Annotated in this window: 16 protein-coding genes; 2 read left to right on the top strand and 14 right to left on the bottom strand. The window is 49.9% G+C overall.

Annotation, left to right across the window (positions count from 1 at the left end; genetic code table 11):
• Positions 1-117: 117 nt before the first annotated feature.
• The 5 genes from AC55FS_RS05040 to AC55FS_RS05020 are packed head-to-tail and all read right to left on the bottom strand — an operon-like array spanning position 118 to position 3215.
• Entirely contained in the window at positions 118-465 is a 348-nt protein-coding gene (locus AC55FS_RS05040; RefSeq protein WP_496934981.1) for a hypothetical protein, read from the bottom strand.
• Positions 458-796 (bottom strand): Bor family protein, encoded by a 339-nt coding sequence (locus AC55FS_RS05035; RefSeq protein ID WP_496934980.1) that lies wholly within the window; start codon positions 794-796, stop codon positions 458-460. The genes AC55FS_RS05040 and AC55FS_RS05035 overlap by 8 nt, the downstream gene beginning before the upstream one ends.
• Positions 783-2144 carry an ATP-binding protein gene (locus AC55FS_RS05030; protein WP_496934979.1) on the bottom strand — a complete coding sequence of 454 codons (1362 nt, stop codon included), beginning with the start codon at positions 2142-2144 and terminating at the stop codon, positions 783-785. The genes AC55FS_RS05035 and AC55FS_RS05030 overlap by 14 nt, the downstream gene beginning before the upstream one ends.
• Positions 2144-2809: a response regulator transcription factor gene (locus tag AC55FS_RS05025; RefSeq protein WP_496934978.1), complete on the bottom strand. Its 666-nt coding sequence runs from the start codon at positions 2807-2809 to the stop codon at positions 2144-2146. The genes AC55FS_RS05030 and AC55FS_RS05025 overlap by 1 nt, the downstream gene beginning before the upstream one ends.
• The gene (locus AC55FS_RS05020) at positions 2790-3215 is read right to left on the bottom strand and encodes a hypothetical protein (RefSeq protein ID WP_496934977.1); all 426 of its coding nucleotides are present in this window, start codon (positions 3213-3215) and stop codon (positions 2790-2792) included. Before AC55FS_RS05020 ends, AC55FS_RS05025 begins: the two co-directional genes overlap by 20 nt.
• A gap of 233 nt (positions 3216-3448) precedes the next feature.
• Here AC55FS_RS05020 and AC55FS_RS05015 point away from each other — a divergent pair, with 233 nt between their 5' ends.
• Both AC55FS_RS05015 and AC55FS_RS05010 read left to right on the top strand, forming a co-directional pair.
• Positions 3449-3601, top strand: a complete 153-nt coding sequence (locus tag AC55FS_RS05015) for a hypothetical protein (protein ID WP_496934976.1) — start codon at positions 3449-3451, stop codon at positions 3599-3601.
• Positions 3598-3807 carry a hypothetical protein gene (locus AC55FS_RS05010; RefSeq protein WP_496934975.1) on the top strand — a complete coding sequence of 70 codons (210 nt, stop codon included), beginning with the start codon at positions 3598-3600 and terminating at the stop codon, positions 3805-3807. Before AC55FS_RS05015 ends, AC55FS_RS05010 begins: the two co-directional genes overlap by 4 nt.
• A 4-nt stretch (positions 3808-3811) precedes the next feature.
• Here AC55FS_RS05010 and AC55FS_RS05005 read toward each other — a convergent pair whose 3' ends face one another.
• Genes AC55FS_RS05005 through xdhA form a run of 9 tightly spaced genes read right to left on the bottom strand, consistent with a single transcriptional unit; the run spans position 3812 to position 13425 of the window.
• On the bottom strand, positions 3812-4987 hold the full coding sequence (locus tag AC55FS_RS05005; protein WP_496934974.1) for a urate hydroxylase PuuD: 1176 nt from the start codon (positions 4985-4987) through the stop codon (positions 3812-3814).
• On the bottom strand, positions 4987-6276 hold the full coding sequence (gene guaD, locus AC55FS_RS05000) for a guanine deaminase (protein WP_496934973.1): 1290 nt from the start codon (positions 6274-6276) through the stop codon (positions 4987-4989). The genes AC55FS_RS05005 and guaD overlap by 1 nt, the downstream gene beginning before the upstream one ends.
• Positions 6273-6821, bottom strand: coding sequence for an ureidoglycolate lyase (locus tag AC55FS_RS04995; RefSeq protein ID WP_496934972.1), 549 nt, complete (start codon positions 6819-6821; stop codon positions 6273-6275). The genes guaD and AC55FS_RS04995 overlap by 4 nt, the downstream gene beginning before the upstream one ends.
• On the bottom strand, positions 6821-7162 hold the full coding sequence (gene uraH / locus AC55FS_RS04990) for a hydroxyisourate hydrolase (protein ID WP_496934971.1): 342 nt from the start codon (positions 7160-7162) through the stop codon (positions 6821-6823). Before uraH ends, AC55FS_RS04995 begins: the two co-directional genes overlap by 1 nt.
• A 1-nt stretch (position 7163) precedes the next feature.
• On the bottom strand, positions 7164-7676 hold the full coding sequence (gene uraD / locus AC55FS_RS04985; protein WP_496934970.1) for a 2-oxo-4-hydroxy-4-carboxy-5-ureidoimidazoline decarboxylase: 513 nt from the start codon (positions 7674-7676) through the stop codon (positions 7164-7166).
• On the bottom strand, positions 7673-8698 hold the full coding sequence (alc, locus tag AC55FS_RS04980) for an allantoicase (RefSeq protein WP_496934969.1): 1026 nt from the start codon (positions 8696-8698) through the stop codon (positions 7673-7675). The genes uraD and alc overlap by 4 nt, the downstream gene beginning before the upstream one ends.
• A 2-nt stretch (positions 8699-8700) precedes the next feature.
• Positions 8701-9609 carry a xanthine dehydrogenase accessory protein XdhC gene (gene xdhC, locus AC55FS_RS04975; RefSeq protein WP_496934968.1) on the bottom strand — a complete coding sequence of 303 codons (909 nt, stop codon included), beginning with the start codon at positions 9607-9609 and terminating at the stop codon, positions 8701-8703.
• On the bottom strand, positions 9593-11953 hold the full coding sequence (gene xdhB, locus AC55FS_RS04970) for a xanthine dehydrogenase molybdopterin binding subunit (protein WP_496934967.1): 2361 nt from the start codon (positions 11951-11953) through the stop codon (positions 9593-9595). Before xdhB ends, xdhC begins: the two co-directional genes overlap by 17 nt.
• Positions 11950-13425: a xanthine dehydrogenase small subunit gene (gene xdhA, locus AC55FS_RS04965; protein ID WP_496934966.1), complete on the bottom strand. Its 1476-nt coding sequence runs from the start codon at positions 13423-13425 to the stop codon at positions 11950-11952. Before xdhA ends, xdhB begins: the two co-directional genes overlap by 4 nt.
• Positions 13426-13638 lie beyond the last annotated feature (213 nt).

Here is a 13638-nt window from a genome sequence, read left to right as displayed (position 1 = left end):
AAAGCCCCTCAATCCGTGTTTCTCATCCTTCATTTAACTCGTTAAGCATCCTGCTTCGCGCCTTGATAGAGGGCTTTTCAGCACATAACAGCGTGATCGAAATAGTGTTAACTGGCCCTAGCGAGATTGATAAACTCCACATCGAATTTCATAGGCCCAAGGCGTGTAGGGGCTAACAAATGACAAAGCAGGTACCACAAAGCTCAATACACTGCTGCTGGCAATCGCGACCATGCTGTTGCTAAAGGTATATTCGATTTCAATTTCCGCCCAAGGCTTGCCACGACACTCCTGATACAAGTTCACCGGCTCACTGATTTCCACCATGCCGTCGATCGTAGTGTCATGCCATTTTTCATGACTGGCCACTCCAGCCGAATAACCATCAGGCAAGTCTTGCGTAAATCTCACAGTGCCACAACCAGTTAACATAATGGCGGCAAGCAAGAAAGCGACTTTATCCATGCGTTTCACCTGCACCAGGCTCCTCACACCAAACTTTTGCTGTTCTAGGAGTGTAAATAAGCACGCTAAAGAAGCTTTGTACCAGATCGGATAAGCTGTTCACCGTCTGCATTTGCATGACCCTGCGATCACCACAAATATCGCTAACATTGACTTCATGTTCACCAATCAACCAGCCTAAGTAAAATGACTTACTCGCTTTGTAATCGGGTTCGGTGGTGTCTTTTTCTCCACCGTAAGGTCGCACTGTAACGCTGGAGCATGCAGACAAACAAACCATTGCACACGTCACCAGTACATATTGAAATATTTTATATTTATATTCGGCCACTGGACTGGCCCCCCTTCCATCGCACAGAGAAGCTCGCTCCTCCTAAAGAGGACTGCGAGATGGTTAATTGTGCCTGATATGCATCCAAAATGTCTTTCACTAATGCCAGACCAAACCCCTGACCTGGCTGCTGACTATCTAAACGCACACCGCGGCGCATTATCTGTTCATGATGCTCGGTCGGGACTCCTGCACCATCATCTTCAACCGTTAAGGTGCAGTACTGCTGATTATTTGTCAAAGTGATATGCACCGAGTGGCGACCATATTTACAAGCATTGTCAATCAGGTTTCCAACAATCTCCATTAGATCATTGTCATCGCCGTAAAAAAAGCAGCCGTCATCACATTTTAACTGCCAACTAATTTGCTTATCGGCATACACTTTTTTTAATGCCGAGATCACAGAATCCAGGATTGGCTTTACAGCAATACGCTGAGCGGCACTGATACGACTGCCGGTTGTTGCCCGCTGCAATTGATACTGGACGGTATCTGCCATACGTTGCAATTGCTGCTGCACTTCCTGCTGTTGCTGCTCTGGCAATGACAACTGTGGCAGCATGCCCCCTAGTACCGACAAAGGCGTTTTTAAACTGTGTGATACGTCTGCTACTGTATTTCGATATCTTTCACGCTGGGCCTGCTCAGAGCTTAACACGCGATTAAAATTCGAAATCAATGGCCTGAGTTCTCTCGGGTAATCATCACTCAGTACGGCTTGCTGACCACGTTCTAATCTCGTCAGCTCATCGCTCATTCGTCGCAATGGACGCAGGCCTAAAGTTAGAATCAATACTTGCAATATCATTAATGCAACAACAATTTCCGCTAACAACGACCATAACTGTTGACGAAAAGCGAAGGCTTGCTGATCCAAACGATGACTGTTTTCTGCAAACACCAAATTGTAGGTCACGACTCCCGCTGCAGTATTAGCAGACATCCAATCAAAGCCGAATCGTGCGACTAAGAGCTCCTGTTCGCCATTACTGGCTCGACTGAATTGCCAGTCACCAGCTGCACTCCAGCCACTGCTAAATCGCCCCAGTCCAATGGTTGATGGAGCGCGCCACACTGTTTGATCGTCGCGCTCTATCACAGCGTACAAACCGGAGTCTTGTTGGTTAAAGCGTTGATCCGGCATTTGCTTGGGCAGCACAAGTTGTCCATTATTTTGATCTAACAAGGCCAGCAGGTTGTAGCTATGAATTTTCATCTGTTGCTGCCATTCTTGCACCTGCCCCTGCCGATAGACCGTATCCAGCACATAGCCCACCGCAGCCATCAGCAACAGTAAAAACAACAAAGTAAACAGCAATAAACGAGCAAGCAGCGACTGTCGCATTAATCGCTAAAACGGTATCCGCGACCACGTAAGGTGGCAATGGGAGCAAAACCTTCAGCTTTAGCAAGTTTACGCCGTAAACGCCCGACTAATACTTCAATAACGTTGCTGTCACGATCAAAGTCCTGCTCATACAGGTAATCGGTTAACACGCTTTTTGATACCACTTCATTTTTATGGCGCAGTAAATACTCCAGTATTCGGTGTTCAAATGCCGTCAACTCCAACGGCTGCTCCTGAAGTAAAAACTGTTGTGTCGTCAGGTTCAGACATAAAGGCCCAGAGACCAGCTCACTGCTATACCCGCTCACCCGGCGTAACAAGGCTCGCAAACGCGCCTGTAGCTCCTCGATATGAAACGGCTTTTCCATATAGTCATCACCACCCGCTTCTAAGCCGTCAACTTTAGACTTCCAACCTCCACGAGCGGTAAGAATCAGCACCGGCAAGGTAGAGCCACTGGCTCGTAATTGCCGGATCAGCTCAATACCATCTAATTGAGGCAACCCGAGGTCGACTACAGCAACATCAAAGGGCAGCTCTAACGCCTGAAACAAGCCATCACGACCATCCCTAGCTAAAGTAACGTCAGCGCCGCTACCCGTTAAGCCCTGTTGTAGCTGCGCTCCTAAGGCGAGATCATCTTCAACGATCAGGATCTTCATGGTTTTCTCCTTGGCTCGTGGATGGTTGGGTGGCTGGAGCCTGTTCCAGCAAAGTGCCATCTTTGGCGTTCATGTAATACAACTGTATGCGACCAGCACGACTCAATAAACGCAGCACATACACAGGCGGCTCCGACGCCAGCCATTGCACCCTGAGTACTTTGCCACGTTGAATCAGGGTGAGCAGTCGAGCTGCTTCGCTGGGGGCGATAACACCAACAGGCAGAGGATCGGGAACCTCGCTAACAAAGTCGCCTTGTGGATTTGAAGGGGAAGGATCCTGAATGGCTTTTTCCATCCAACGAGTGAAGGGGACAAAAGCCCGCTCCACCCATTCTGTCGATGGGGAAATATTCTCCTCGACCCAATCGCCGGATTCTCTATCGGCAAAGGCTAGAGGAGACATGCCTAACCACAGCAAACACAACAGCGCACACCGTCCTTGCAACAAGGAACAGCGGTGACAGATGTCATATAGCCAATAAAGATCAATTGCTCGCAAAATGGTGATCCACAAATAACTGCTGCCAGCATACCAGTTTGCGCATGAATCGAAACTGAATCAGACAGTTCAGCTAGCGTTCAGACAGGTGCCGTAAACTGCCGTGCTATCTGGCTAATACTCAGAAAGGAGCCTGTATGACATCGCCCTATATCGATCAGTTGCAATACTTAGTACAGCAGAATCGAGCGGCCATGCGTCGCAATCGCAAACAGCGTCCAGGCAAACAACAGAAATCAGTGCCTGGTGATATTATCGCCAGGCCAGTAATGGTCACACGAGCAGCATGAATAACCTGTATCTTTTATCGCTAGCCTTTGTTTGCTGTGCCTGTAGCTACAGCCATATGCAGGACAATCAAAGTTCACGCTGCATGCGTGAATTTCCTCCTGAGCAGTACGAGGAGTGCATGGGTAGCTACATGATGACTGAACAGGAGTACCTGCAACAGCGAGAACAGCTGCTGCAAGACGAAGATCTTTCACCTAAACCATAGCGCGCTAGTTCAAGGCTTCAATTAACTGGGCGCGCTGCTCATCAGTGAGACCACTGGTATTGCCCAGCGGCATATACCCGGTACGCAAAGCCGGAACGATGCGAGCAGCATTCGCTTCCACTTGAGACCAGCTTTCCAGAATAATGCCAGCTGGTGCTGCATTAAATGCAGGATGCGAGGGCTTAGTCACATGGCAGGCGCCACAATGTACTTGCACTAACTCCATCGCCGGCCCCTCATTCATCACGGGCTGCTCTGAACTCATGTGCTCAACTGGCTTTGGCAGCATCCAGCCAATGACCAACAACAGTGCCACAGCCGCTACCAGCAAAATCCAAGGCTGATGATTGTCTTGATGCTTGAGATTAAAGTAGTGGCGCGCAAAGGCTGCGATGGCGCCAATCAAGGCCAATACCAACCATCCGTGCTCGTGACCATAGGTCATAGGATAGTGGTTACTGATCATGATAAAAATCAGCGGTAGTGTTAGATAGTTGTTGTGTGTTGAGCGCAGCTTAGCCAGTAGCGCAAAATGCGCTTGCGGCGTTTCTCCGGCCTGCACTGCACGCACTAACTCACGTTGAGCTGGCATAATGCCAAACAAAACATTGCCCGCCATAATGGAGCCAATTAACGCGCCAACATGCAAGTAGGCAGCGCGATCGCTGAATACCTGATCTAGCCCCCAAGCAGACAACACCAGCAATGCATATAACACTGCGGCAAAAACCATCGGTAATTGACGTAATGGGCTTTTTATCAAGGCTTCGTAGAGCACAAAACCCGCTATCAGAAATGCCAGGCTAATGCCAATAGCCTGCCACTGGCTTAGCGCCATTTTTTGTGGATCAATCAGGTACTGATCGGCACCCCAGTAGTACATCACCGACATTAAGGCGAATCCGGTCAGCCAAGTGGTGTAGGCTTCCCATTTAAACCAGTGCAGTTTTGTCGGCATTGCTGGCGGCTGTAACTGATATTTGGCCACCTCATAAAAACCGCCGCCGTGGATGGCCCACAAGTCGCCTTTCACGCCTTGCTGTTTTTTCCACTCTGGTGGTTCACGCAGACTTAAGTCTAGCCAAACAAAGTAGAAAGAAGCCCCTATCCAAGCGATACCGGTAATGACATGAAACCAGCGAAAAAAGAGATTTAACCAGTCAAACAAGTAAGCTTCCATTAGCAGCCCTCGTGTTTACTGTAAGCTTTTTTCCCCGCCACCCAGGTTTCTGCAATACTGCGATCATCGCCCAGCATGGTCAGACAGAACAGGGTCTCGTCTAGCGTTGAACACGCACTCTGGCGCCGGCGCATCAACTCAGTTGAAGCCAAGTCTAAAACTAGAAAATCGGCTTCTTTTCCTACTTCAAAATTACCAATTTTGTCATCCAGCTTCAGTGATTGAGCATTGCCTAAGGTCATCATATAAAACGCCCGCAGCGGCGATAATCGACTGCCACGTAACTGGCACACTTTGTAGGCTTCATTCATGGTTTGCAACATAGAGAAGCTGGTTCCACCACCAACATCGGTGGCGACGCTGACTTCAACGGGGAACGGCTGATCATCCAGTGGCAATAAACCACTACCTAAAAACAAGTTCGAAGTTGGGCAAAAAGCTATCTTACTGCCTGTTTCGCTTAAGCGCTGATACTCGCTGTCTTCTAGATGCACACCGTGGGCAAAGGTGCTGTATTCCCCCAGCAAGCCATAATAATCGTATACATCCAAATAATTTTTACGCTCTGGAAACAGCTCTTTAACAAAGGCAATTTCGTCCAGATTTTCTGACAAGTGAGTTTGCATATAGACACCAGGATTAGCCGCCAGCAGCTCGCCCGCTGCAGCCAGCTGCTCTGGTGTCGAGGTAATAGCAAAGCGCGGCGTTATGGCGTACAGCTGACGCCCCTGACCATGCCAGCGGTCAATCAACGCCTGGCTATCGGCTTTGGAGCTGTCAGCATCATCACATAAAAAATCAGGTGCATTGCGATCCATCATGACTTTGCCACAAATCATGCGAGTATTCAGTGCATGACTGGCTTTAAAAAATGCATCTACTGACTGAGGATGTACAGTGCCAAAGACCAAGCCAGTGGTTGTGCCATTTTTAAGCAGTTCGCGCAGGAAAAACTCTGCGGTTTCTTCTGCGTGCTGTCGATCAGCAAACTTACCTTCATTAGGAAAGGTGTAGTTATTCAGCCAATCCAGCAGCTGTTCACCGTATGAAGCAATCACATCAACTTGTGGATAATGGATATGGGTATCGATGAAACCTGGGCAAATCAACGCCTGCTCATGATTGCTTACATCCGCTTGCGGAAACTGTGCCAGCACCTCGGCTGCATCCCCCACTGCCAAAATTGTTCCGCTGTCAGCGTCAGTGACCAGTGCACCGTCAGCAAAATATTGTGGAGTATTTTCATCCAAGCAGTGCAATACTGCGCCACGCTGGGCCTTAACATTCATAGCTCGTCTCTTTTACTCATGTGCTCTGCCACCGCCCCGTCCATTAAGCGCGGATCTGATAACTCAATACTAAGGGCGGTATCAAACCAGGCTTCTTCCAGGTTATTGCCTGGCCCCTGTCGGTCAACCACCCAAAAATCACAAACCTTGTTCAGTGCCAATAGAGGATGGTGCCAGCATCCGGCCCGATAATTGATACCCACCCCCTGAGCCATAAATAACATCAGAGTATCAGGCTCAGGCTGCTGCTCTCCCAGGCACACCAGCACCAAATAAGGCGTATCATCCGTCGGCAAAAATGCCTGACTTCCAAGCGGATGGCGTTCCATCATAGTTATTGCCATAGGCAGGGTTCGAGGCTGTGCACGGAAAATATTAATAATGGCATTGCCCTGCTCACCGACCTCAACAGAAGACAGGGCATGATGACGTTCCGTCGTGCCTTCGTTGATCAGCAATGGGGTTTCCTGCGTCTGAATCAGCTCGCCAAAAGGTGCAAACGCCTGGGCCGTAATCGGCTGCGGCGTCAGAACAAGATGCGTCACTAGGACCCCCGATAAGTGGAATAGCCATTAGCACTCAATAATAACGGAATATGGTAGTGCTCACTGGCGTCATCTATTTGGAAATGAATTTCCACTTGTGGATATAAGCTGCTGAGTTCATAACGCGAAAAATAGTCCTGGGTCGAAAACACCAGACGATATAGGCCCTGCTCTCGCTGACGCTCGCCTAACCAGTCAGTAATACGACCATCGTCATCGGTTTGTGCTTGCGCCATCAATTGCCAGCTTTGCTGCTGCCATTGGTACAGGCTTACGTCGACACCAGCGGCAGGTCGTCCTCGGTGGGTATCGAGAATGTGAGTGGTTATCACACTTTTCATATCAGCTTTCCCCCAATAACTTACGCAGGCGCAAGTCCGTTATTTGCTGTTGATTAGCGGCCGCATTGGCGATTTCTTCAGCGCGACTATTGTTCAATCGCTGCTCCAGCAGCGCTAACATTTGCTCGGCACTTTTACCAGTGGCGAAGACTATAAAAATAAAACCAAACTTATCTTCATAGGCATGATTTCCAGCTGCCAGCCTCTCTAACGTTTCATCACTGGCATACTGTGCGCCGCTTTGCTCGCCTGCCGCTAGCGCCTTAGTACTGGCATATTTTTCTCGCAGCGAGTCAACATCACCAATCTTTGGATGCGCGGCAAACGCCTGTAAATAATCGGCTTCATCCAGTGTTTGCCAAATTTGTTGAGCTTGTTGGCAAATATCCTCAACACTGGCAAAAGGACGCTGACTTAACATCTTGTCAACCCAACGCTGAGCCGCGCAGCAACGGCTCAGCTGCTCCCCCGCGTCACTACTGCCGAGTTGATTAAATTCATCCAACGTCATCATGACAATTCCTGCTCTGGATAGCCCCAGACACGCAAACGACTGATGCCACCGTCGGGGTACATCAACAACTTCACATGGGTAAAGCACTGCTGGGCAGTTTGAATTTCATCGAGATAGCCATGTTCGGCATCAGCCGTTAACCCTTGGCGTTCAATAATGGTTTGCCAATCAGCGCCTTCATCAGGATCGGTCGACGAATAAATACCGTGCAGGGCAAAACCATCCGGGAAGTTGCCTTTAAAATGTGCCGTATCAACCAACACTCGCGCAATATTGCCTGGTGTTGCCAGTTTTATAATAACCCAGTCGTATTCCCGGCCTCCACGACGGCGCTTGGTTTCCCAGCCATCCCCCATATTAAAACCACGATCTGGCATAATCAGATTGTTCATGTCACTAAAGAACATATCACTGCAAGCCAAGGGGCGAGCACCATTTTTGACATAAGCCAAGTCAATCGGCTCACCCGGCAAACGCCAGTGATCATCCATCTGTGCCTGCCCATAAACTCGTAAGCGTGCGATGCCACCGTCGGGATACATGGTCAGTCTCAAATGGCTCCAGCCCTGTTCACTGCTGCAATCAATAAAATTATCGCTATCAGGCTGCACATCTTGACGGTCAACGATAACAGTCCACTGAGTATCCTGGTCTGGGTTCGTGTGACTTTGGCACGCTTCGATTTTCACTTGCTGCGGTGCATTGCCAGCAAAAAATCGGGTGCACACATTAAAACCACGAATAACCCCAGTGGCACCTAGTTTTAAAATAGCCCAGTCAAAACCATCCTCCAGCTCTCCGGAAGGTAGGGTTTTAAGACGCTTACGCCGACTTTCCCAACCATCCATCCATTTACCACGATCCGTGTATTTATCTGCAATAAACACAGGCTCACTGGCTTTGATCAGGTTTTCCATTTCCGCGAAAAAGTCATCACTACAATCGAGTACTTGCCCACCCAAGCGACGGGAGGCTAGATCCACCCATTGCTGATACGGATGCTGTGCAACGGCCTGTGCCATAGTTATTCTTCTCCTGCGATGATATTGGGTTGTTGTGCTTGGGTAGGTTTATTATCCGTTGCCGGTGTTAACGCAGCCTTGAGCTGCTTCCAGTGAATGCCTTGACGTAAGCTGCGCGTTGGGCTCGAGCTTGTCGATAACGTCATTAGCTCGGCACAGATGGATATCGCCACTTCCATTGGCAATTTACCCTGAATATCAGCGTGGCCAATCGGCATACGAATAGCGTCAATGGCCTCATCAGAAAAACCATCATAGGCCAGGCGCATAGCGAAACGCTGGGCTTTGGTCTCAGAACCGATGCAGCCGATATATTCCAATTGGCCGTGCTCTATAGCAGCACTTAATAAATCGTAATCGAGCTGGTGGTTGTGAGTAACAATCACCACACGAGTAGCAGCGGGCAGGGAACGCATTTGGGCGATAGGATCACTGTGCCATTCACAGGATATTTTCTGACCCACCATCCCATTGGCTTGATCCACCATATCAGCGCGATTATCGATCCAGCGTAGCGGGCCAGGTAATTGTGTTAATACCGTCACCAATGCCTGGGCTACGTGTCCGGCACCGAAAATTGCAACGGGTGCATAGGCCGATATTCGACATTCCAATAAAACACTGACGCTGCCACCACAGCATTGCCCGGCTTTTGCGGCCAACGGCATGTTCAGCAATTGTTGGCTGCTTTCATGGCCCAAGAGCAGCTGTCGTGCTCGTTGAATTAATTGAAATTCCAACTCGCCGCCGCCAATGGTGTCGTATTGATGCTCGGCCGTGACCAGCATCTTGCTGCCCACATCTCGTGGAATAGATCCCGCCGTGCCCAGCACCGTCATCAACACATAGCTGTGGCCCTGACGCTCACAACGGTGCAGAGCTTCATGCCAAGACTCAGCAGCCATGCTCATCGCTATGCTCCTGACAGTAACGTATGGCTGCCAACACTCGCTCTGGTGTCGCTGGCGTATCCAGTGGCGGATTTATTTGATAATTGGCCACACTGGCGGCTGCATCGCGCAAGGCACACCAAACCGAAATACCGTGCATCAGTGGCGGCTCACCCACAGCTTTTGAGCGATAAATAGTGTCTTCTTCATTGTCGCGTTGCCACAAGGTTACCTGCAGTTCAGGTACGTCTATTGAGGTGGGGATTTTATAATTGGCAGCGGCATTGGACGTTAACCGACCTTCGTCATCCCAGCTCAGTTCTTCCGTCGTTAACCAGCCCATGCCCTGTACAAATCCGCCTTCAATCTGACCGATATCAATGGCAGGATTCAACGAACGGCCGGCATCGTGCAAAATATCGGTGCGGATGATTCGATACTCACCGGTTAAGGTATCGACTTCGACTTCACTGCACGAAGCCCCCAGAGCGTAGTAGAAAAACGGCCGCCCTGTTGCTGAATCACGGTCATAATGAATTTTAGGGGTACTGTAAAAACCCGTCGATGATAGCGAAACGCGAGCCTGGTACGCCAGCATAATAAAGTCGCTAAAGGCCACCCATTGCTCGCTATCACCTTGCACTACTAAATGATTCTGCTCAAAACGCAGCGCATCCCGGCCCACACCATAGTGCTGTTCAGCAAAATCCAACAATCGCGATTTAATAGTTAAGCAGGCATTTTGTGCAGCTTTACCGTTTAAGTCTGTACCTGACGACGCCGCAGTGGGTGAGGTATTCGGTACCTTATCGGTGGCCGTGGCCGATACCTGAACCGTATCGATATCCACATCAAACTCGCTGGCAACAATTTGTGCCACTTTAACAAACAGCCCTTGGCCCATTTCGGTACCACCATGATTAACATGGATTGAGCCATCGGTGTAAATATGTACCAAGGCACCGGCCTGATTTAAAAACTGCACAGTAAACGAAATACCAAACTTAACCGGCGTTAATGCCAGACCGCGCTTTTTAAAACGGTGTTTATTATTAAAGTCCGTAATCTCTTCACGGCGCTGCTCGTATCGACTTTGCTGTGCCAGTTCAGTCATCAACTCAGCCATAGGGAAATGCTCGATACATTGCCCATAGTGAGTGTATTGACCAGTTTGATAGATATTTTCTAGTCGCACCTGCAAAGGATCACGGCCAACGGCCCTGGCCACGTCATCCAATATGCCTTCACCTATCAACATGCCCTGTGGGCCACCAAAGCCACGAAACGCAGTATTCGATACTGTATTGGTTTTACAACGATGGCCAATCACTCGCATGGCCGGATAATGGTAGGCATTGTCGATATGAAACATGGCGCGATCGACGATAGCATCGGATAAATCAGGAGAAAAACCACATTTACCAGCCAGCTCTATATCTGCTGCCAATAATTTTCCTTGTTCATCAAAGCCCACTTGGTAACGGCCAGAAAAATCATGGCGCTTACCTGTCATCACCATATCGTCTTGGCGATCCAGACGAATTTTGATGGGGCGCTTTACTCGATTTGCAAAAACGGCTGCCAGACACGCCCAAGGTGCGGCCTGGGTTTCTTTGCCACCAAAGCCTCCGCCCATACGGCGTACTTCGGTTTGCACCAAATTAATCGGTAAATCTAATACTTCTGCCACCAGTTTTTGCACTTCACTGGGGTGCTGGCTAGAGGTGTAAACCTTCATACCACCGTCTTCCACCGGCACCACGTAACTCACTTGCCCTTCGAGGTAAAAGTGCTCTTGCCCTTTATTGTACAAGCTGCCATGCAACACCTTAGGTGCCTGGCTTAGCGCCTCTGTCACGTTTCCTTTTTGCATGGTATGGGCAGGACGAACAAAGGCGTTTTGCCGCAGTGCATCGGCGATGGTTAAAATGGGAATTTCTTCCTGGTAGTCTATCTGTGCCAGTTGCACAGCGCGCTTGGCTTGCTCAAAGCTGTGGGCAGCAACGGCAAAAATTGGCTGGCCATGAAATTCAACCCGCCCATCGGCCAGCAATGGATCGCCTTTAAACACTGGGCCAATGTCTTTTTCACCCGGTACGTCGTTAAGGGTTATGACGTCGACGACTCCCTCTGCAGCCCGCACAGCCGTTAAATCAATGTCACGGATCACTCCGCAACTGATCTGACTTTTGCCCACCGCCACATGTAAGGTACGCGCCAACTCGGGCATATCGTCGATATACTGAGCCTCGCCCGTAACGTGCTTGTGGGCGCTGTCGTGGGCCTGAGAATGACCACGACCGCCTTTGGCCGGACGTTGACGACGCTCACTGGCCGTTGCCAACCGCGATGACTGATAATTCATGCCACCCCCTCCTGCTCGGCCCAAATTTTAACCAACAAGTTTTGCACCAACTGAATGCGATACTGGCTGCTGGCGCGAACATCATCGATGGGCTGATAATCCAGGCTAACGTCTGCCGCGGCCTGCCTCATGGTCGCTTCACTCCAAGGCTGCTGGCGCAACCCCTGCTCAACCTGATAAGCACGCTTAGGCGTTGCCGCCATACCACCACAAGCAATGCGCACATCAACAATCTGATCGTCGTTGCGCTCAACCCAGGCCGCTAGCATCACTGCAGAGATATCATCATCGTAGCGTTTGGACACTTTGAAACAGTTTAATGTTTGCCCAGCCGTCAGTTTCGGCAGGTAGATCGCGCGCAGGTATTCTCCCTGGCGCAGACGGGTTTGCTTGTAACCGGTAAAGAAGTCGTTGGCAGCCATGCGATGGCGGCCATAGATGCCATCAATTTCCAACTCGGCTTCCAATGCCAACAGCACAGGTGGAGTGTCACCGATAGGAGAGGCATTCACGATGTTGCCGCCTAACGTGCCCATATTTCGAATCTGGCGAGAGCCAATGCGATGCAGTAATTGAGTAAAGGCGGGAAAGTCGTTAGCCAATAATAACTCTGCTTGGCTATAAGTTACGCCAGCTCCCAACACCCACTGCTGCTCGAGCTCTTCCGCCTGATTAAGACTGGCTATGTGCTGCAAAGCAATGATGGTGTCGAACTGACGAAATCGCTGCGAAATTTCCAATCCTAAATCCGTTCCACCGGCCCACAACAGCGCCTGAGGGTATTGCTGCAATAATTTAATCAGCTGACTTTCTGTCGTCGGTAAAAATAACCGACGCTGGCCTTGCTGCATTAAGGCTGATAATTCGCAACTGTCGTCGACTTTCATCTCTTTCGGGTCAAAGCTGACAACAACGTCAGTATTTGGCGGCGGATAGTCAGCCATTGCTCGGGCGGCATCGACAATAGGGCGATAGCCAGTACAGCGGCATAAGTTGCCAGAAATAGCGGCATGAATGACTTCATCGTTCGGCACAGGCCAAGGAGCCTTAGCTTCATTACTGACTGGCTGGACAAGCGCACTAGATTCTTGCCCTTGCCATTGCTGCTGATACAGCGCCGCCATCGACATCACAAAGCCTGGCGTGCAAAAGCCACATTGGGAACCATGGTGATCAATCAAGGCTTGTTGCGCTGGGTGCAAACTGCCGTTTTGCGACAGCCCCTGGGGCGTGATCACATAGGCATCTTGCACACTGGCGAGCAAGGCAATGCAACTATTGATGGTCAGATAGACAGGCCCGTCTGGCGATGCCTTGATCACCATCACAGTGCAGGCGCCACAGTCACCTCCGGCACAGCCTTCCTTCACATCCACCTGCGCCATTTGGGTGCGCAGGTAACGCAGGATGGTCCATTGCGGATCAGCATGAGCATCTTCTACCCACTGACCGTTGAGATTAAATCGAATCACGCGTTCACCTTTTTTTGCCGCTTCGCCTTTGAAATAGCGTATCATGGCGGCCGTTTTTCGGGCCCGCTCGCAGCCCGCAATCTTCCGGTTTGCAGCGGTCTTGTAAACAAGACCCTGCAAAAATCTGACCATTTAGTCAGGTGTGTTTTATCATATCCCAAATGGTGGATTTTTCGCAGTGGCAAACTAATTGCTAAGACTGGCCAACTGGTC

This window comes from Bacterioplanes sp. CLAM21, from assembly GCF_059641015.1.
This window is presented reverse-complemented; position numbering and strand designations above follow the sequence as displayed.